Source organism: Niveispirillum sp. (assembly GCF_017996735.1).
Lineage (GTDB): Bacteria > Pseudomonadota > Alphaproteobacteria > Azospirillales > Azospirillaceae > Niveispirillum.
Genome location: NZ_JAGOGJ010000123.1, coordinates 1 through 18,638 on the forward strand (window position 1 = coordinate 1; position 18,638 = coordinate 18,638).

Consider the following 18,638-nt stretch of genomic DNA (forward strand, 5'->3'; position numbering starts at 1 on the left):
CCACGAAATCAGGGCGGACCAGATCGGTCGCGGTCACGCGGCCAGGGAAATATTTTTCCTGGTGATGGCGGATCGACCCATAGGACGAATTGTCGATGACGATCACGATGATGGGAAGTTCATGCATGACGGCTGTCGCCAGTTCCTGCGACGCCATCATGAAGCAGCCGTCCCCGGCGAAGCAGACGGCCGGCCGGTACGGGAACACGACCTTGGCCGCGATCGCCGCCGGAAGCCCGTAGCCCATGGCGCCGCTCGTGGGGGCCAATTGGCTGCCATAGTCGCGGAACTGGTAGAACCGGTGCACGAAGGCGGTATAGAGGCCGGCGCCGTTGCTGATGACGGCATTGGCGGGCAGCCGTTCGCTGAGCGCGCTGATGATCGATGCGACATCGATCTTCGGATGGCTTTTGGGCGGAATGGAGAAAAGCTCGTAACTGCGGCGTCCTGTGGCCACCCATTCCGACCGCCCTGCCGGAGCCGGGATGGCTTCGCCGGCGACCGCCTGGGCGAAATCGCGCATCGTCGCATTGATCAGCAGGTCGCCCTCATAGAGCGATCCGAGTGTTTCCGCACCGGCATTGACCTGGACAAGCTTCTGGCAGGTGCGCGGCAGATTGAGCAGCGTATAGCCGAGCGAGGTGATGTCGCCCAGCCGCTCGCCCACCGCCAGCAGCAGGTCCGCGTTACGGACCATCTCGATCAGGGCCGGATTAGTGGCGATGCCAAGATCGCCGACATAGTGGGGATGGGTATTGTCGAACAGGTCCTGGCGGCGGAAACCGGTGGCGACCGGCAATGAGGCAGCTTCGGCGAAAGCCTTGATCCCGGCCACGGCCTGGCTCGACCAGCCGCCGCCGCCCAGGATCAGCAGCGGCCGCTCGGCCACGGCGAGCATCTTGCGCAAGGCATCGAGAGCCTGGGCCGTCGGCGCGGCGCCGGCGAGCTGATAATGCGCCGGGGTCGGCACCGCGCAGAACTCGTTCTGCATGTCTTCCGGCAGCGAGACGACAACCGGGCCTGGGCGTCCGTTGACGGCGGTATGGAAGGCCCGCCCGATCAACTCGGGCAGCCGGCCGGGATCGACGACCTCGGTCACCCACTTTGCCGTTCCGGTGAAGAGCTTGTGGTAATCCATCTCCTGGAACGCTTCCCGGCCGATCTGGTCGCGTCCCACCTGGCCGACGAAGAGGATCACTGGCGTTGAATCCTGTTGCGCCGTATGGAGCGCAATCGATGCGTGAGTGGCGCCACCTGACCAACACCGTCACCGTTTGGGACAATGACCCGCAGGCCGCGGACGATAAACTGGCCGCTGTCGAACGGGTGCTGACGGGGCTGGGTTTTACTGTCATCCCCGAGCGGATCAATGCCGTAGAGGCCTGGTTGGGCAGTCTGCCCGGCCATGTCTATGCCAATGTCCGCCAACCGCTGGTTCACAGTCTGAACCTTGTCCATCTGATGCCGCTGTCGGCAACCTGGGCAGGGCCCGCTCGCAATGGGCATCTGAATGGTCCGCCGCTGTTCCAGGCGGAGACCAGCGGGGCCACCCCGTTCCGCTTTTCCACCCATGTCGGCGATGTCGGGCATATGCTGGTTGTGGGACCGACCGGGGCGGGCAAATCGGTGCTGCTGGCTCTGATGGCCTTGCAGTTCCGCCGCTATCCCGGTGCCCAGGTCTATATCTTCGACAAGGGCAATTCCGCCCGAGCCGTCACCCTGGCCATGGGCGGCCGCCACCACACGCTGGGGCAGATGGCAGCGTACCTATCCCGGTACTTACCGCGATGCCGATGCCGCCAGCCTGGACCAGCAGGCCGACATTCAGTGGCGCAGCGCCAGGGCCGCCTATCAGCAGACCATGCGGGTTCAGTCGGGCATCGTCACGGCGATCCAGGCCGATGCGCCCTTGCTGGCCGATCTGGTCAATCGCAGCCAGGGGGCCGACGGCAGCTTGCAGGCCCAGCAGGCGGGCAACCAGCTTTTGGCCCTGTCCATCAAGCAGCAGATGCAGCTGCAAAGCCTGATGGCCGCTCAGTACCGCGCCGATGCCGAAACCCAGGCCGCCATTGCCGAGGCCAATGCTATGGCGCGGGAACGCACCCGGCAGTTCCTGGGCGATGGTCGCGCTTACACCCGCTGAGGGGAACCATCATGGGCGACCTCGGTATCATCGACCGTTTTACGGAAACCTTCATCCGCTACATCGACAGCGGCTTCGGGCTGCTGTCGGGCGATGTCGCCTATCTGACAGCGACCCTGATCACCATCGACATGGTGCTGGCGGGATTGTTCTGGGCCATGGACGGCCATCACGACGTGATGCCGCGCCTGATCCGCAAGGTGCTCTATGTCGGCTTCTTTGCGCTGGTTCTGGGCAATTTCCAGGCCCTGTCGGAGGCTGTTTACAGCTCCTTTGCGCAGCTTGGGTTGCGGGCGGGGAACTCCGGGCTGTCGGCTAGCGACCTGCTGCATCCGGGGCAACTAGCCGCCGTAGGGTTTGAGGCGGCCCATCCGCTGCTCAAGCAGGCGGAGACCATGATCGGGTTTCCGAAGATTTTTGGAAACGCGCTGCATCTCACCATTCTGGTGTTGGCCTGGTTCTTTGTAGTGATCGCGTTTTTTATCCTGGCGGTTCAGCTCTTTATCACCCTGGTGGAATTCAAGCTCACCTCGCTGGCCGGGTTTGTGCTGGTTCCCTTTGCTCTATGGAGCAAGACGGCCTTCCTGGCCGAGCGGGTGCTGGGCCATGTCATTTCCTCCGGCATCAAGATAATGGTCCTTGCCGTGATTGTTGGTATCGGCTCCAGCTTTTTCCGGGAATTCACCGAGGCGCTATCGGGCAGGACGCCGTCGATTGAGGATGCCATGACGATGGTGCTGGCATCCCTGGCGCTGCTGGGGCTTGGCATCTTCGGTCCCGGCATCGCCGCTGGGCTGGTGTCCGGCGCACCACAGCTGGGGGCGGGTGCTGCACTTGGGACCGCTGGGGCAGCCGCCGGAACGGTTTTGCTGGCGGGTGGTGCCGCTGTCGCCGGTGCCCGACTGGCCGGTGGTGCCGGTCTCTCCGCCATGCGTGCGGGGGCCAGCTTGGGCGGTGCTGCCACAGGAGCCTATCAATCCGCCCAGGCCGCTGGACAGTCGGGCATGGGCGGTGTGGTCCGTACCGCCGGAGAGGCCACCGTGCGCAAGGCCAAGGATGCCGGCCACCGCATGACCGAACCGCTGCGCGACGCCTATCAGTCCGGTCGCCAGTCCACGAACCCCACGCCTGAGACGGACGGGGAGGGAGCAGGTGCCGCATCGCCAGCCTCCTCCGACAACGCCCCCGCATGGGCTCGCAAGCTGCGGGCGGAACAGGCCGCACGCGCCCGTCGCCATAGCACCGAACAAGCCATCAAGGATGGGGACCGGTCGGGCGGCAGTGCTGCTCCGTCCCTCGATCAGAAGGATGATTGACCATGTTCAAACGCACCCTGCAACGTTACGGCACCACGCCGGACCCCGTGACGCCCTACCAGAAGGCTGCCCAGCTCTGGGATGAACGGATTGGCAGCGCCCGTGTTCAGGCCCGGAACTGGCGGCTGATGGCTTTCGGCAGTCTGGGGCTGGGCATCGGGCTGGCGGGCATCGTCGCCTGGCAATCGGGCCAAAGCCGCATCATCCCCTATGTGGTGGAGATCGATCGGCTGGGCGAGGCCCGTGCCGTGGCACCGGCAACCAGCGCTTATCAGCCCACCGATGTCCAGGTCGCCTATTACCTGGGGCTTTTCATCAGCAATGTGCGGTCGCTCTCCACCGATCCCGTGCTGGTGCGGCAGAACTGGCTGTCGGCCTATAATTTCGTGGCCGACCGTGCCGCCCTCTTCCTCAACGAACATGCCAAGCTCAACGATCCCTTCAGCCGGATTGGCACCAACAGCGTCACGGTGCAAGTGACCAGCATCGTTCGCGCCTCCGACCAATCTTTCCAGGTCAAATGGACCGAGCAGCATTTTGAGCGCGGCAGCCTGGTCCGCACTGACCGCTGGACTTCGATCCTGACTGTCAACCTGCGGCCCCCCAGCACGCCGGAAGCCCTGGCCCGCAATCCCTTGGGCGTCACCATCACCGCCATCGACTGGTCGCGGGAGTTCGATGCCCAACCATCCCCGAGGAACACGCCATGACCAAGCTGATCCTGCCGGTCCTGATGGCCGGGATACTCTCCGCCTGCGCGGGCCAACCCAAGAAACCGCCCGTCATTGCCTATGACAGCAGCGATTTCCAGGCTGCGGCGGTTGAACCCGAGGCTTCCATGCCTGTCCAAATCGTTGAGAAGCCCGTTCCTTTGCCGTTGCCCGGTCAGTTGCAGCCATTGCCATCCGCGCCGACTGTTGTGACACCCGACAATCGCCCCCCGACCCAGCGTGTCACCGAGGCGAATAAGGCGGCCACCTTGGAGCCCAGCCAAGGCGACTGCTCGTCGTGAAGACGATGGCCCCAGATAGCCTCGTCGACCCACATCGTCGGCCCGTTCCGGTCTTCAAATTGGGCGGGACGGTCGAGAATCTCCATTGTCACGCCCTCACCATTACGCGCCGCGGAGTCGCGCGGCCGTCATTGTTCAATTCGATAAAGCGCAAAACCAACTCGCCTGCGGCGCCCTGTTCATCGCCGTCCATCCGACGACGATTTTCAGTCTCTCGCAATAGGCGCGCTTTGAACGCCAGCAGATCTTCGTGGCACTCAAGGGAGAAGCTGCTAGGCAGGGCACCTTCCGCGACGCGGCCCAAAAACTCGAACCTAGTGGGTGACAGCTCGAGGCTGACCGGCACAGTCGTCGTCGAGCGATACAGACGCACCGCGATATCAAAACCGCCCTTCGGATTTAGGACGAGAGTGACATCCTCCCCGCCATGGCGCGGCACCGATATCAACTCATCAAGTAGTGGGCTGCGCTTGGACTGCGAATAGCTTCCCGAGGTGGCGAGGACGAGTTCGTCTTGGTTCTGAACCAGCATGCCGGTGAAGACCCGGTTGAGACCCCTGACGATCATCGCGAGAGCACCACGCGGGAGCGGCTGTGCCGCCCGAAGCTTGGCTGCCACGTCGAGGTAAAGGCCAGCATAGCGAAAAACGGTCAGGTCCCAAAGGTCGTAGGCGCCGACCTGATCTTCCGGCATCGTGAAGAACAACCGCTGCCTTTGGGACTTCAGCGCGGTCAGGAACTGCACGCGGTCGGCGCCCTCGCCGCCTTCTAGATAGGCGCGCTGAACTTGGGTGTAGAAAGGTGTCGCGCCGTACATCGGGTCGCACAGCACTAGTTGCTCGTAGGCCTCCTTGTAGGCCGGATCATCCGCACCATAGACGAGCAGGTTGTCGACCCGATTGCTTGTTTCTGAGCCGATACCGAACATATTGAGTTTCTTGAACAACTCAGTCTTTTCGGCCCTACTGGGCTTCAGATTTTCCCCGAATATGTTTCGATAGACGCTTGCTTGGTCGCTGCGGCCGCTCTTTTGGATGGCCGGCACCTCATTGCAAGACATGAGCCCGTCCCGCGCCTCTGGATGACCGAGGAGGCTATTGGAAATCAGCGCGAGCAGTTGGCGCACCGGAAAATGCCCGCCATTGCGCTCACTGAGCTCGATTAGCGCCGTAAGGCGGCGGCGAAACGGGTCCTCTGCGCCGTCACCGATCAGGCGCCGCCGATTCTCGAGTATGGGACAGACGCCGCCCTCACTTGCCGCAGGACAACCGTCACATCCCGCCCATCCCTCATGCCTAGTGATCGCGTCGATGATCTCAACGGTCATGTGAGCCGCGGGTGCGCGACTCAGGTCGCTTAGGCTGAGGAAGACGCCCTCATCATCACTGGTGCCCGTCACAAGCAGGTCCTCGACTACGCGTGCGAGGCGTCTGACATTACTTGTGTCTGGCGCGGTCTTAAGCTTTTCGAGCAACTGCCCGTGGTTGGCGGCCAGCAAATAAACCCTGGAAGCGTCGGGATCGACGACGTCACGGGCGACCGCCTCGATCAACTCGGCGCTTTCGTCATCCTTTAGTTCGCTAAGGTCTTTGACGATGACGAGCGTGCGGGTGCCCACCATTATGTTTTGGATCTTGGCCCCCCGATTCCAGGTTGCTTCGTCTCCACCGAGCCCTTTCCACACTTCCCTGCAATGATAGGTTTTTCCATCGCCTGCAGTCCCTGTGATTATCTGGGAAATGGGTCGCTCACTGCGGAAGGAGGATAGCAACGTGTCCAGGAACTGCGCGGATAAGACGATCGGTTTGATCTTGTGCCGTTTCAGTGCGCGTTGAATCGACTCGTCATACATGTTGTCGTTTGTTGGAATCGGTCCGTAGTTCCGCAGAAACTTTACCCAAGCCGCTGTATATGCCGGTTCTGACAAGCCGCTTCCCCCCGACCATTATGCTCAAAAAGCATAGGTTCTTGACCACCGAACGCAACGCAGTGGACCATACCTCGGTCATGCGTCAGAAACGACTATATACTTCAACTCGAAGGATGGAATTTCGGATCGTAGGTAGCGTAGGCAATCTATCCATGCAATCGACGTGCGGCCTTGGATGGATCAAGCCGCGTCACCCCATGGCAGCGTTGTGAGTTTACGATAGATGAAAATCACTAAGTGGCGCTCTGTAAATTGAGAAAATTTCAAACCTTGTGACCTGGTTCGAAAACATGCTATTTTACCAAGTATGACTGAGCAAAATGTTGGAAAGCTAAACTTCTTGGAACGGACGCTTCCTGACGGGCTGCTGGTGGATGCAGCCTGGATGGAGCGGCATAGCTATTCGACCAGCCTCCGCAGCCAGTATGTCGCAGCCGGCTGGCTGGTGCAGCCGGTTCGTGGGACCTACAAGCGACCACTTGGCGAGCTGACCTGGGAAAGAGCCGTCATCTCGTTGCAAGCACTGATGAAATATCCATTGATCGTGGGCGGCCGGACCGCGCTTGAACTGCAAGGGTTTGGTCACTACGTCTCCGCCAGCGGGCCGGCGAGCATCCACCTCTATGGTGACGAACCCCCTCCAGGCTGGCTTGCGAAACTGCCTTTCAAGGAGCGCTTCATCTTCCACAAGGCCCAGACCCTGTTCAGTGCAGCGACTGCTGCGGAGTGTCCGCTCTGCTTGGCAGGTGGCGATGACGATGAGCGAACCGGGGATCATGTGCGCCCGCTATCCATGAACGCGCAATGGCCTCTGCTGGTTTCCACACCTGAACGGGCCTTTCTAGAAATGCTGGATGAACTGCCGAAACGCGAGACATTCCACAATGTCGATGTGATCGCGGAGGGGCTGCGCACGCTCAGCCCAACCCGTCTCCAGAAGCTGCTGGAAGATTGCCGCAGCGTGAAGGCCAAGCGGCTGTTCTTCTGGTTTGCCGAACGACATGGCCATCGCTGGCTCAGCCGGATCGACCGCGACCGTATATCACTCGGCAGCGGCAAGCGCATGCTGGTCAAGGGTGGCCGGCTTGATCCGAAATATCTGATAACCGTGCCGGAGGATCTTGGTGCCCCTGTCTGATCGCTACCGGGCGCAGGTCGCACTCCTGATCGCCGTGATGCCGTTCGTCGCGGCGGAAGAGGATTTCGCGCTGAAGGGCGGCACGGCGATCAACCTGTTCGTCCGCGACATGCCCCGCTTGTCAGTCGACATCGACCTGACCTACCTGCCGGTGGCCGGGCGTCCTGAATCCCTGTCTGCGATCGATGCCGGCATGAGGCGGATCGCCGCTGCCATCCGCAAGGGACTGCGCGGTGCGCACGTCACCGAAGTCCTGAACGCGCGCGAGCTGGTTGTCACGAAGCTGACCGTGCAGCGAGGGGACGCCCAGATCAAGATCGAGGTGACGCCCGTCCTGCGCGGCTGCGTCTTCGCCCCGGAATTGCGCTCCGTGTCGGCTGCGGCGGAGGAGGCGTTCGGCTTTGCCGAAATGCAGGTCGTCTCGTTCGCCGATCTCTATGCCGGAAAGATCGTGGCGGCACTCGATCGGCAACATCCGCGGGATTTGTTCGACATCAAGGACCTGCTGGCCAACGAGGGCATCCATGATGAACTGCGCCGCGCCTTTATCGTCTATCTGGTCAGCCATGACCGGCTGATATTTGAACTGGTGGCACCCCGTCGCAAGGACCTGGCCCAGGAGTTCGCGCAGGGTTTCGAGGGCATGACGACGGAGCCCGTCGCTCTTGAGGACTTGGCGGCGGCGCGGGAGGCGCTGATTGCTACGATCATCGGCGGGATGCCGGCCGCGCATCGAGATTTCCTGTTACGGTTCAAGCGCGGTGCGCCGGATTGGAGCCTCGTCGGGCTTCCCGAAGCTGCGAACCTGCCAGCCGTGCGATGGAAGCAGTTGAACCTGGACAAACTTGCCAAGACTGTCCGGGCACGTCTTGTCGATCAGCTGGGTGTAGCGCTGTCATCCTGACCATAATACCCCCATAGCCCCCGCCTGAGATGCAGAAGCAGTTATGAAGGACGAAAGGGGAGGGGGCGCCCTACCTCTACGGTGCTGATTTCGCGCTTGCCCAGGATCCCAAGGGCTGGACCGTGTATTTGTGATTGCGCCGCCGCTTTGTACTGATCGTCGCCTGCTTGGCAATAAAATCCGAGACCTTCTCCATGGCATTCTTGACGGGATCGGCGGCCAGATGGGCGTAGCGAGCCGTGGTCTGTACCTGGGTATGTCCGAGAAGCTTCCCGATCATCGGCAGCCCTTCTCCCAGGAACAGGGCGCCGCTGGCGAACGAGTGCCGCAGGTCATGGATGCGGACATCATCCAGCCCGGCCTTCTTGCGGATGCGGCGCCAGGGCGGCTGCAAGTCGGTCAGCCGGGAACCTTCCTTCGTGCCGGTGATGACCCAGGGATTGTCCGTCAGCCGGGGGATTGACCGCAGGACGGCGGCCACGGCTTCCCCGAAATGCACAACCTTCGCACCCGTTTTGGAATCCGGTAAACGCAATGCCCGCGCCTGCCAATCCACATAGGACCATTTCAAGGTCATGACTTCGCCCAGGCGGCAATCCGTCAGCATCAGCAATCGGACGGCGGCGGTTACGGCTGGGGGTTCCGATCCATCCGTCTCGACCTCGGCCAATGTCCGGCCCAGGGAGGCATATTCATCGGCACCCAGGAACCGTTCGCGCTTCTCCTCACGATACTTCTTTACATGCAGGCACGGATTGCTGCCATCCGGCCGCAGCCCCCAGACCTCGGCCAGATTGAACATTTTCGATAATACCCCCAGGGTCCGGTTGCCATCGGGATCAATCGCAGCCTGAATGGGCCAGGGGAAATCCGGCACCCCGAACCTGATGGCAGGATAAAAGGCGGCGAGGTGCCGCGCGGTCGGGTGGTTGTTTTTCAAGGGGTTAAGTCTGGTTTCTGCACGGTGCGCGTCGATCCGGCACCGTGCCGGCCCCGGACAACGGGCGGATTTCCGCCCTTTCTTACACCTCGCGGGAGGTCCCATGGCGCACGACGAGGATTTCCAGCTCCGGCCCGGCCGCATCCGCTCGCGGGGCGAGCAGCGGGCCCGGCCCTTCGTGGCCCAGGCTCTGGCGGCGGCGCAGAGGGCCGGCGGCCAGGTCACGCGCGGCCGCGTCACGGCACCGCGCGCCAGCCGCTTCGGGCGGGGCCGCAGCGCCAGCATCCGCGCCAACCATCTGCTCTCCACCCGCTCGCGCGAGGTCGTGGTCAAGGCGCGGGTGGTGCGCATGGCGGCCAGGGGCGCCAGCCTTGCCACCCATCTCTCCTATCTGCGCCGGGAGGGCGTCACCCGCGACGGGGAGAAGGCCAGGATGTTCGGGGCCGATACCGACGCGGCCGACCATGCCGCCTTCGCCCGGCGCTGCGAGGAGGACCGGCACCATTTCCGCTTCATCGTCTCGCCCGACGATGCCGCCGACCTGGCGGACCTGCGCCGCTTCGGGCGTGAGTTGATGGAGCAGATGCAGGCCGACCTGGGCACGCGGCTGGACTGGGTAGCCGTCGACCATTGGAATACGGCCCATCCGCATCTGCACATCCTGGTCCGGGGCAAAGGCGATGATGGCCGCGACCTGATCATCGCCCGCGACTATATTGCCACCGGCCTGCGCGCCCGCGCCCAGGACCTGGTGACGCAGGAACTGGGGCCGTGCACCGACCTGGATATCCGCCAGACCCTGGAACGGCAGGTCGAGGCCGAGCGCTGGACCCGGCTGGACCGGGCGCTGGCCCGGCAGATGGACAGCCAGGGCGTCATCGACACGGCACCCGTGCCGGGCGAGAGGCCCGATGACTTCCTGCCCCTGAAGATCGGCCGGCTGCGCAAGCTGGAAGGGCTGGGGCTGGCCCGGCAATTAGCACAGGGGCAATGGACTCTGTCGCCCACGGCCGAGGCGACCCTGCGCGAACTGGGCGAGCGCGGCGACATCATCAAGCGCATCCATCAGGGACTGGCTGCTGGCGGCATCGAGCGGGCGGCAGCCAGCTATGTGCTGGCGGGCGAGGCCCTGGCCGATCCCGTCATCGGCCGGCTGGTGGCGCGCGGGTTGGACGACGAACTGCGCGGGTCGGCCTTCGCCGTCATCGACGGTGTCGACGGTCGCACCCACCATGTCCGCCTGGCCGACCTGGACGCCGCCGGTGACAGCCCGGCCGGCTCCATCGTCGAGCTGCGCCGCTATGAGGATGGCCAGGGCCGGCGGCGCGTGACTCTGTCCGTGCGGTCTGACCTGGACATTGCCGGGCAGGTGACGGCCGACGGCGCCACCTGGCTTGACCGGCAGCTGCTGGCTCGCGATCCGCCGGCCCTGGGCAGTGGCGGCTTCGGGGCGGAGGTTAAGAACGCACTGGCGGCCCGTACCGACCATCTGCTGGCTGCGGGACTGGCGCGACGGGAGGGCGACCGGGTCCTCTATGCGCGCGGCCTGCTGGACAGGTTGCGCCGGCAGGACCTGGAACGCACTGGCGCCCGCCTCGCCGCCGGGACCGGCCTGTCCCGGTCCGAACCCATTGTCGGTGACGGTTTGGCCGGCATCTACCGCCAGCGGCTGGACCTCGCCTCCGGCCGCTTTGCCATGATCGATGACGGGCTGGGCTTCAGCCTGGTGCCGTGGGTGCCGTCGCTGGAGAAGCAGCTCAGCCGCCATGTTACCGGCATCGTCCGCACCGACGGCGGGGTGGACTGGGCCCTCGGACGCAAGCGGGGCCTGGGGATATGATCCAGGCGTATCCACCTATTTATTCAGCGTACGCAGAATAAATAGGTGCGCTCCCACGAAAGAGTGGACATATTCTGCGTACGCAGAATTATTGCTTGTGTTCCGCCGAAGCCGGTCCAATATTCTGTGTACGCAGAATATTGGAGTCATGGCCATGCTCAAGCGCAACCAGACAGACGTGCTGTTGCACAATACCGCTGCGGTCGGCGCGCTCATCCGCAGCCGGCGCAAGGAGTTGGCCCTGACCCAGAAGCAGCTTTCGGAGCTGACCGGTCTCAGCCTGGCCTTCGTCAACGGCATCGAGAACGGCAAGGAAACCGCCGAGATCGGCAAGGCGCTGCAACTGTTGGCGGCGCTGGGCATCGACCTCCAGGGCAGGGTGCGGTGATGGCGGATACAGCCGAAATCCTCCACGTCTATCTCGGAGCCCTGCCGGTTGGCACCCTGTCCGCCGACCCGCAAGGCAGGCTCGCCTTCCATTACCGGCCGGATGCCCCACCCTTGTCCTACCGGCTGCCGGTGCGCCCGGAGCCCTATGATGACGCCGCCTGCCGGCCGTTCTTTGCGGGCCTGCTACCGGAAGGGCCGGCACTGACCAAGGCCGCCGCGCGCAAGGGATTGCAGGTCTATGAGACATTCCGGCTGCTGGCGGCCTATGGCGGTGAATGCGCCGGCGCCGTTCGCCTGCTGCCGCCCGGATCGCCGCCGGCCATCCCCAGCGACTATGAGCCGTTCAGCGATGAACAACTGGCCAATCTGGGCGAGGAGCTGCAAGGCTCGCCCAACTTCTCGGCCGACCGGCGCGTGCGGCTGTCGCTGGCCGGCGCCCAGGTGAAGTCGGCTGTCGCCCTCTTCGGGGGCCGGTTCCATCGGCCCCTGGGCGGCTCGCCCTCCACCCATATCGTCAAGTCGTCGGATCGGCCGGAATATCATGACCTCGTCCGCAACGAGGCCTTCTGCATGGCACTGGCCGCCCGCGCCGGCCTGGACGTGGCGGCGGCCCGCATCGTGGCCTTCGGTGGCCGGGAATGCCTGCTGGTCGAACGCTATGACCGGATCGTGGAAGGGACCCTGGTCACGGAGTTGCACCAGGAGGATGTCTGCCAGGCCCTGGGTTATCCGCCGGAACGCAAATACGAGTTCGACGATGACAGCGGCGCCCGGATCGGGCCGGGCTTCGCCGACTGCCTGGCGCTGTTGCAGACGGTGCGGGCGCCCATCCTTGCCCTTCGGGAATTCCGGCGGCGGGCCCTGTTCAATTTCCTGGTCGGCAATGCCGATGCCCATGGCAAGAACACCAGCCTGCTCTATGACCAGCCTGGGAGCGCCCCCATCCTGGCCCCGGCCTATGACATCGTCTGCACCCGGCTCTATCCGGACCTGAAGGAGGATTTCGCCATGGCCTATGGCGACGCCCGCCGGGCGGCCGAGCTGACGGCGGACAATCTGGCCCGTCTGGCGCCGCCGGGGCGCGCCGCCCGCAAGGCCTTCCTGGATGACGCGCACGCCATGGCCAGCCGCATCCTGGCCCAGGCCCGGGCCCTGTGCGACGAGGCGCCTTTCAACCACGCCCCACCCTACAGCACGATCCTCAGCTGTATCGGCGACCGCGTGCAACTGCTGGGCGACATCCTGGGCCGGCCCATCGCCGTCGATACGCGGCCCTTCATCCTCAAGGGCGGGGGCTGGCTGCTGCCCAGCTGAGGCGGTAATCCTTCGCCGGCATTCGCCAGGGTGCGATGCTCGGCCGACACCCCTTGGCATGGCCACGCTCCAGGCCTTTCCCTTGTCCGGCACAGTCGGAGCAAGGAGCCATGTCGGGAACCCGCATCCTCTGGGGCCAGATTCTGCTCGTCCTTGCCGAGGTGCTGGCCTGCATCTGGGGCGCCACGCAATGGACCGCATGGCGCCTGGGCTTCCAGCCGCAGCTCGGCTTGCCCTGGACCGATCTGGCCGGCATGCCGCTCTATCTGCCGCCGGCCTTCTTCTGGTGGTGGTACTGGTACGACGCTTATGCACCGCGGATCTTCATGGAAGGGGCGCTGATCGCTCTCTCGGGTGGGTTCCTTGCCATCGGCACGGCCATCGCCCTGTCGGTCTGGCGGGCGCGGGAGGCCCGGAACGTCGCGACCTACGGCTCCGCCCGCTGGGCCACCCGGCCGGAGATCGCGGCGGCCGGACTGCTGGGTGCTGATGGCGTCATGCTGGGGCGGTTCGAGGCCGACTATCTGCGCCATGATGGGCCAGAGCATGTGCTGTGCTTCGCGCCGACCCGCTCCGGCAAGGGTGTGGGGCTGGTGGTGCCGACGCTGCTGGCTTGGCCCGGAAGCGCCATTGTCCATGACATTAAGGGCGAGAACTGGGAACGCACCGCCGGCTGGCGCGCCCGCTTCGGCCGGGTGCTGCGCTTCGATCCCACCGACCCGGACGGTGCCGCCTACAACCCGCTGCTGGAGATCCGCCGCGGCGTACAGGAGGTGCGTGACGTGCAGAATGTCGCCGACGTGCTGGTCGATCCGGAAGGTTCGCTGGAGCGCCGGAACCATTGGGAGAAGACCAGCCACAGCCTGCTGGTCGGCGCGATCCTGCATGTGCTCTATACCGGCCCTGACCGCACCCTTTCCGGCGTCGCCAACCTGCTGTCCGACCCGGGGCGCCCCATCGAGGCCACCCTGCGGGCGATGATGACCACGCTGCATCTGGACGGGCGGCCCCACCCGGTGGTGGCCTCGGCGGCACGGGAACTGCTGAACAAGTCGGACAATGAGCGCTCGGGCGTGCTGTCGACCGCCATGTCCTTCCTGGGCCTCTATCGCGATCCCGTTGTGGCCCGGGTCACCAGCCGCTGCGACTGGCGTATCGCCGACCTGGTGGCCAACGAACGGCCGACCACGCTCTATCTCGTCGTGCCGCCATCGGATATCAGCCGGACCAAGCCGCTGGTCCGGCTGATGCTGAACCAGATCGGCCGCCGCCTGACCGAGGACCTGCATGACCGTGACCGCCGGCACCGGCTGCTGCTGATGCTGGATGAGTTCCCGGCCCTGGGACGGCTGGATTTCTTCGAGAGCGCGCTGGCCTTCATGGCCGGCTACGGGCTGAAATCCTTCCTGATCGCCCAGAGCCTGAACCAGATCGAGAAGGCCTACGGCGCCAACAACTCGATCCTGGACAATTGCCATGTCCGGGTCAGCTTCGCGACCAATGACGAGCGCACGGCCAAGCGGGTGTCGGACGCGCTGGGCACCGCCACCGAGATGCGGGCCATGAAGAACTATGCCGGGCACCGGCTGTCGCCATGGCTGGGCCATCTGATGGTTTCGCGGTCGGAGACGGCGCGGCCGCTGCTGACGCCGGGCGAGGTGATGCAACTGCCTTCCGGCGAGGAGATCGTCATGGTGTCCGGCGCGCCGCCCATCCGGGCCGCCAAGGTCCGGTACTACGAGGACCGGCGCCTGGCGGCGCGCGTCCTACCGCCGCCAGCAACGGGGGCGGATGAGGGGCCGGCGCGACCTGACGATTGGAGCGGTTTGCCGCCGATCCAGCGACCGGGGGCGGGAAGCGCCGTCGGCCATACCGGTGACTTGCACGACGAGGACCCGGCAACCGGTGGCCTGCGCCGGGAGGCAGGGCTTGAGCCGCACGAGGACATTGTTCCGGCAACCGCCCCGCCGGTGAACGAGTTCGACGATGGTGACGAGGAAGCGGACGCAGACAGCAGCCGTTCCCGTGCCCTGGCCCGGACCATGCGGCGAACCGCGCGGCAGGCGGCGCTGGACCCGAATGACGGCATCGATCTGTGAGGCCCGGATGAAAGCCCGCCTGTCCGTCTATCTCGACCCCGCCATCATGCGCACGCTGTCGGACTATGCGGCCCGCCGCAACCAGTCCCTGTCCCTGGTCGCCGAGGCAGCCATCGCCTCCTTCCTGTCGCCCGACGCCGCCGAACGGCAGGAAGCGGCTGTCATCCGGCGGCTGGACCAATTGGATCGCCGGCATCAACGGGTCGAGCGCGATGTCGGTATCGGCATCGAGACGCTGGCCCTGTTCGTGCGCTTCTGGCTCAACAGCACGCCAGCCCTGCCGGAACCGGCGCAGACCGCGGCACGGGCGAAGGGTGCCGAGCGGTATGATGCGTTCCTTGATGCGCTGGGCCGCCGGTTGGCGAAGGGGCCGGCGCTGAGGCAGGAGATTGTCGAGGAAGTCGATGGCTCGACAGGCAAAGGCCTGACGTCGGGCGACTGGAATGCGAACTGACTGGTTTGCCTATTGAGCTAACGCGTCCATACCGCCAATGGCTTCAATCTCTGCAACAGTCTGAAACTCCGACAGATATTCCTGCCGGTTCTGTGCCAGCCAGCGGACAATTCGGGCATTTCCCAGGAGCTTGGCGACATACCCTTTGGCGACGGTCAGGTGGAGATTGTCTATTCCGTAACTTTCTTCCACCGACTTCACCTGGTTCTGCAGACTGGCGAGTTCCCGCTCCATGCGGGCAATCTGCTCGGCGGTAATGCCGACAGCTTCCGGCTTTTTCCTCCTTCTGGGATCAACGATCTGCTTTTCCGGTGTTGCGACCAGAAGCGCCCGCGCGAACATCAGGGAAAAGTTATTCTGTCCGATCATCAGTTCAGCTGCTTCTACCTGCCGGATCGGTGCCATCCGCCTCAGAATGTCGAAAACGGCCTGGGGGCAGGTCGTGTCCTTCAACAGATTGATCACGTCGGGGCAGATGCCATTGAGCAGCCTGAACCGACGGCGGATTGTCGCGACATCAAGTCCCAGGGCTTCAGCGATCAGATTTTCAGGAACCCCCTTCTCAACGGCGTGCGTGATCATCCTGTGTTCCTGCACGGCCGCGAGCCTGTTGATGCGCTTGTTGTAGGTATAGGCCTCGTCATCGGTGGAAATCAGACACTCCACTTCGGCGATGCCAAGATCCTTCAATGCTTCGATCCGCAAATGCCCGTCGAGCAGGAAGTATGATCCCGGATGCTTGGGATCCGGTGTTATTACCGGTGCTTCCACCAGACCGATTGCACGGATCGATCCAAGGATCTGGGCGTATTTCCGACTTTCCTTCATGCCTGCGCGCAAGATCTTCAACGGGATGATCTGCGTGAGGAGGACGACAACTCCCTCCTGCTCGAAGGACAGTTTCACGCCGCCCGGCTTGCGGTCCGGCCGGCTCATCGTGTCGCCTCACCCGATATCCGCGTCGCCAGGGCACGGGGCATCGTGGACAGGCCCTCGGCCCGGAGCAGGGTTGTGAAAGCCTCATCCCCACGCAAATCCTTCAGCGCTTCCACGATGAAAAGCAGCTTTGCCTGCGCATAATCCGATTTCTTGACCAAGAGCCGCTGCCTCTCGGCTTCCCGCTGATACACCCGCATCAGGTCGGCAGCTGTCAGCCTCCGGGATCCGTTTTTCCGGCCCAAACCGCTGTCGGGCATCTCCTTGCTGCGCTTCATCCGCTGGTCCAGCATCCGCCGGATCGCTGCGAGTTTCTTACCTTTGATCTTTCCCGCCGCGTAGGCGTCCATCAGGACATTCTGAACCTCGCTGGAATCGGCCCGGGCGATGTCTACCGCCAAAGCGATGGGGATCAGTCCGCTTTCGACGGCGGCGATGAGCCGCTCCTCGCCGCGCTCGAACAGCTTTACCACCATATTGGCCCAGCTCGCGGTCACCCCGATCTTCTTGCCGATTTCTACATCTGAATAGCCCCGCTTGTGGAGGCTCCCGATCTCCTGCATCAGGTCGATCGGACGGTGCTGGCGGCGCGCGATATTTTCGACGAGGCTCATCACCAGGCATTCTGTCTCCGGCGCCTCGATAACGATGGCGGGGATCATGGCTTCGCCCAGCATGCGAAGAGCTTCAAGTCGCCCTTCGCCACAGACAAGCTCATAGCGGGCTGGATTGCTTCCCGGTTTGAGCCGGACAGTAATCGGCCGTTTCAGCCCCACATTGTCGATGCTGTCGACGATTTCCCGATGCTGCCGCTTGTTCCGGGCACGGGGGTTCAGGATATGGATGTCACCGATGGGGATCATCTCCATACGCTGCCGGCGTGACGCTGACATCAGGCTGCCTCCATGAGATGAACGGGAGCCGCCAGATCGTAGAGCACCTTAAGGGTGTCGAACCGATAGGCGTCCAGGGCCAGCCCGTTATCTTCCGCCAGTTTCAGCTTCATCCTGGCGATATCGATGCCGGGCAGCAGATAGAAATCCATGGGAACCTGGTTCGCCGCATCCATCCGGACGGCCACGGTAATATCCGGCTGGAGGCCAGTATCGAAGCGCAGCCACCAGCGCAGACTTCCGGATGGCATCCGGCGGCAGCGCGAGATCACCACGGACAGTGAGAATTCGCCATTGACCATGATCAGGTCGTCATCATGTCGTAGCACGCAGCCGCATCTCTCAAGCCCGTCAACGACGTTCTGCACGATACCGGGGTGAAGTTGCCGGAGAGCCCGGTTGATTTCGATGTAACGATAGTCACGGCGCGGCCTGTAACCGATCAACTCATAGACCCGCAGCAGGCTGCCGAAACGGGACCGGTAGGCGCTGCTGGATGGCAGGCCTTCGGCTTCGTCGATGATGAGGCCGGACAAAGTCCCCTCGCGGCTGAACAGGTCCTCCAACGCGCCGAGCATTTCCTTGTCCGTCAGGCGCACTGACCGCATCTGGATAATCGCCTGGGCAGCGTCGAATAGCGGGCGATCCACGATGGCCGGGAAGACATTTTCGGCCCGGATCCACATATCTGGTCCATTACGAACCCGCTTTTTCTTCAGTTTAAAGGAAATCCGGTTCCAGACATTGTTCCCCACATATTTCTCATTGATCAGCACCTGATGAACGGTACCGCGCGTCCAGGCCCGCTCCAGGTCGGTCAGGATGCCCTCGGCATTGAGATCGTCCGCAATCTGCCGCTCGGATTGCTGTCTCTCAACAAAGGCACCATAGATGCGCCGAACGATGTCCACCTCCGCATCCGGTCCCCGCGTCAGCAGGACACGATCGGTCTGAATGCTTTTCTGCTGGCCGCGGAGAAGCTCGCCCTTCGACTCGCCAGCCTGGTCAACCAGCATGCGGCGCAATCCCAAGCCGGGAGCACCACCCTGCCGGAAGCCAAGCTCGATCAGACGGCACTGCCCGGTGAAGACCTTCACCGAGAGTTCCCGGCTGTATTCTCCGGCCATGGCCCGTTTGACACCTTTAACGATGGTGGAGACCGGGCTGCCATCATTCTCAAACGGTTCGGCGCAATACTGGACGTAAGCGTCAGCTGTTCCCCGCGTCTTTTTTGTTTTTGAGGCGTTTAGCGGCAGCGTTTCTGCGGTTTGCGATGCGGCTGAGGGCGTATTGCATCGGGATTTCATCGATGGTGTCGGGATCGTACTC

At 63.6% G+C, this 18,638-nt stretch carries 18 protein-coding genes; 11 read left to right on the top strand and 7 right to left on the bottom strand.

What is annotated here, in order from left to right; all coding sequences use genetic code 11:
* Together KBA48_RS26065 and KBA48_RS33100 are read right to left on the bottom strand one after the other, a co-directional pair.
* The coding region (locus tag KBA48_RS26065; protein WP_292911615.1) for a thiamine pyrophosphate-dependent enzyme at positions 1 to 1,198 on the bottom strand (1,198 nt) is incomplete at its 3' end.
* On the bottom strand, positions 1,195 to 1,458 hold the full coding sequence (locus KBA48_RS33100) for a hypothetical protein (protein WP_367273880.1): 264 nt from the start codon (positions 1,456 to 1,458) through the stop codon (positions 1,195 to 1,197). The genes KBA48_RS26065 and KBA48_RS33100, both read right to left, overlap by 4 nt.
* A 211-nt stretch (positions 1,459 to 1,669) precedes the next feature.
* Here KBA48_RS33100 and KBA48_RS26075 point away from each other — a divergent pair, with 211 nt between their 5' ends.
* Genes KBA48_RS26075 through KBA48_RS26090 form a run of 4 tightly spaced genes read left to right on the top strand, consistent with a single transcriptional unit; the run spans position 1,670 to position 4,471 of the window.
* Positions 1,670 to 2,143, top strand: a complete 474-nt coding sequence (locus KBA48_RS26075; protein ID WP_292911630.1) for a hypothetical protein — start codon at positions 1,670 to 1,672, stop codon at positions 2,141 to 2,143.
* An 11-nt stretch (positions 2,144 to 2,154) separates the two neighbouring features.
* Positions 2,155 to 3,459: a P-type conjugative transfer protein TrbL gene (gene trbL / locus KBA48_RS26080; protein WP_292911629.1), complete on the top strand. Its 1,305-nt coding sequence runs from the start codon at positions 2,155 to 2,157 to the stop codon at positions 3,457 to 3,459.
* A 2-nt stretch (positions 3,460 to 3,461) separates the two neighbouring features.
* On the top strand, positions 3,462 to 4,169 hold the full coding sequence (gene trbF / locus KBA48_RS26085) for a conjugal transfer protein TrbF (protein WP_292911616.1): 708 nt from the start codon (positions 3,462 to 3,464) through the stop codon (positions 4,167 to 4,169).
* A complete protein-coding gene (locus tag KBA48_RS26090) occupies positions 4,166 to 4,471 on the top strand; it encodes a hypothetical protein (protein ID WP_292911617.1) in 306 nt (101 codons plus the stop codon). The genes trbF and KBA48_RS26090 overlap by 4 nt, the downstream gene beginning before the upstream one ends.
* Before the next feature lie 88 nt (positions 4,472 to 4,559).
* Here KBA48_RS26090 and KBA48_RS26095 read toward each other — a convergent pair whose 3' ends face one another.
* Entirely contained in the window at positions 4,560 to 6,323 is a 1,764-nt protein-coding gene (locus KBA48_RS26095; protein WP_292911618.1) for a hypothetical protein, read from the bottom strand.
* A gap of 385 nt (positions 6,324 to 6,708) precedes the next feature.
* Between KBA48_RS26095 and KBA48_RS26100 the strand changes: the two genes are divergently transcribed.
* Positions 6,709 to 7,539, top strand: coding sequence for a type IV toxin-antitoxin system AbiEi family antitoxin domain-containing protein (locus tag KBA48_RS26100; RefSeq protein ID WP_292911619.1), 831 nt, complete (start codon positions 6,709 to 6,711; stop codon positions 7,537 to 7,539).
* Positions 7,526 to 8,443: a nucleotidyl transferase AbiEii/AbiGii toxin family protein gene (locus tag KBA48_RS26105; RefSeq protein WP_292911620.1), complete on the top strand. Its 918-nt coding sequence runs from the start codon at positions 7,526 to 7,528 to the stop codon at positions 8,441 to 8,443. The genes KBA48_RS26100 and KBA48_RS26105 overlap by 14 nt, the downstream gene beginning before the upstream one ends.
* A gap of 76 nt (positions 8,444 to 8,519) precedes the next feature.
* Here the strand turns inward: KBA48_RS26105 and KBA48_RS26110 are convergent, their stop codons facing one another.
* A complete protein-coding gene (locus KBA48_RS26110) occupies positions 8,520 to 9,383 on the bottom strand; it encodes a tyrosine-type recombinase/integrase (protein WP_367273881.1) in 864 nt (287 codons plus the stop codon).
* Positions 9,384 to 9,486: 103 nt separating this feature from the next.
* On the opposite strand from KBA48_RS26110, the gene KBA48_RS26115 reads away from it, so the two are divergent.
* From KBA48_RS26115 to KBA48_RS26135, 5 genes are all read left to right on the top strand, one after another.
* Positions 9,487 to 11,223 (top strand): VirD2 family relaxase/mobilization nuclease, encoded by a 1,737-nt coding sequence (locus KBA48_RS26115; protein WP_292911621.1) that lies wholly within the window; start codon positions 9,487 to 9,489, stop codon positions 11,221 to 11,223.
* 154 nt (positions 11,224 to 11,377) lie between these two features.
* A complete protein-coding gene (locus KBA48_RS26120) occupies positions 11,378 to 11,611 on the top strand; it encodes a helix-turn-helix domain-containing protein (protein WP_292911622.1) in 234 nt (77 codons plus the stop codon).
* Positions 11,611 to 12,927 (top strand): type II toxin-antitoxin system HipA family toxin, encoded by a 1,317-nt coding sequence (locus KBA48_RS26125; protein ID WP_292911623.1) that lies wholly within the window; start codon positions 11,611 to 11,613, stop codon positions 12,925 to 12,927. The genes KBA48_RS26120 and KBA48_RS26125 overlap by 1 nt, the downstream gene beginning before the upstream one ends.
* Before the next feature lie 110 nt (positions 12,928 to 13,037).
* Positions 13,038 to 15,026 carry a conjugal transfer protein TraG gene (locus tag KBA48_RS26130; RefSeq protein ID WP_292911624.1) on the top strand — a complete coding sequence of 663 codons (1,989 nt, stop codon included), beginning with the start codon at positions 13,038 to 13,040 and terminating at the stop codon, positions 15,024 to 15,026.
* A gap of 7 nt (positions 15,027 to 15,033) precedes the next feature.
* Positions 15,034 to 15,480, top strand: a complete 447-nt coding sequence (locus tag KBA48_RS26135; RefSeq protein ID WP_292911625.1) for a CopG family transcriptional regulator — start codon at positions 15,034 to 15,036, stop codon at positions 15,478 to 15,480.
* Positions 15,481 to 15,489: 9 nt separating this feature from the next.
* On the opposite strand, the gene KBA48_RS26140 is transcribed toward KBA48_RS26135, so the two are convergent.
* The 3 genes from KBA48_RS26140 to KBA48_RS26150 all read right to left on the bottom strand — a co-directional run.
* Complete coding sequence (locus tag KBA48_RS26140; RefSeq protein ID WP_292911626.1) at positions 15,490 to 16,416, bottom strand: plasmid partitioning protein RepB C-terminal domain-containing protein; 927 nt, start codon at positions 16,414 to 16,416, stop codon at positions 15,490 to 15,492.
* The gene (locus tag KBA48_RS26145) at positions 16,413 to 17,309 is read right to left on the bottom strand and encodes a plasmid partitioning protein RepB C-terminal domain-containing protein (protein WP_292911627.1); all 897 of its coding nucleotides are present in this window, start codon (positions 17,307 to 17,309) and stop codon (positions 16,413 to 16,415) included. The genes KBA48_RS26140 and KBA48_RS26145 overlap by 4 nt, the downstream gene beginning before the upstream one ends.
* A partial coding sequence (locus KBA48_RS26150) for a recombinase family protein (protein WP_292911628.1) occupies positions 17,309 to 18,638 on the bottom strand: 1,330 nt, incomplete at its 5' end. The genes KBA48_RS26145 and KBA48_RS26150, both read right to left, overlap by 1 nt.

Bases quoted from the DNA above. Each gene is read 5' to 3' on its own strand.
- KBA48_RS33100 (WP_367273880.1), bottom strand. From the start codon at position 1,458: ATGGACAAGGTTCAGACTGTGAACCAGCGGTTGGCGGACATTGGCATA.
- trbL (WP_292911629.1), top strand. From the start codon at position 2,155: ATGGGCGACCTCGGTATCATCGACCGTTTTACGGAAACCTTCATCCGC.
- trbF (WP_292911616.1), top strand. From the start codon at position 3,462: ATGTTCAAACGCACCCTGCAACGTTACGGCACCACGCCGGACCCCGTG.
- KBA48_RS26090 (WP_292911617.1), top strand. From the start codon at position 4,166: ATGACCAAGCTGATCCTGCCGGTCCTGATGGCCGGGATACTCTCCGCC.
- KBA48_RS26095 (WP_292911618.1), bottom strand. From the start codon at position 6,323: ATGTATGACGAGTCGATTCAACGCGCACTGAAACGGCACAAGATCAAA.
- KBA48_RS26100 (WP_292911619.1), top strand. From the start codon at position 6,709: ATGACTGAGCAAAATGTTGGAAAGCTAAACTTCTTGGAACGGACGCTT.
- KBA48_RS26115 (WP_292911621.1), top strand. From the start codon at position 9,487: ATGGCGCACGACGAGGATTTCCAGCTCCGGCCCGGCCGCATCCGCTCG.
- KBA48_RS26120 (WP_292911622.1), top strand. From the start codon at position 11,378: ATGCTCAAGCGCAACCAGACAGACGTGCTGTTGCACAATACCGCTGCG.
- KBA48_RS26125 (WP_292911623.1), top strand. From the start codon at position 11,611: ATGGCGGATACAGCCGAAATCCTCCACGTCTATCTCGGAGCCCTGCCG.
- KBA48_RS26130 (WP_292911624.1), top strand. From the start codon at position 13,038: ATGTCGGGAACCCGCATCCTCTGGGGCCAGATTCTGCTCGTCCTTGCC.
- KBA48_RS26135 (WP_292911625.1), top strand. From the start codon at position 15,034: ATGAAAGCCCGCCTGTCCGTCTATCTCGACCCCGCCATCATGCGCACG.
- KBA48_RS26140 (WP_292911626.1), bottom strand. From the start codon at position 16,416: ATGAGCCGGCCGGACCGCAAGCCGGGCGGCGTGAAACTGTCCTTCGAG.
- KBA48_RS26145 (WP_292911627.1), bottom strand. From the start codon at position 17,309: ATGTCAGCGTCACGCCGGCAGCGTATGGAGATGATCCCCATCGGTGAC.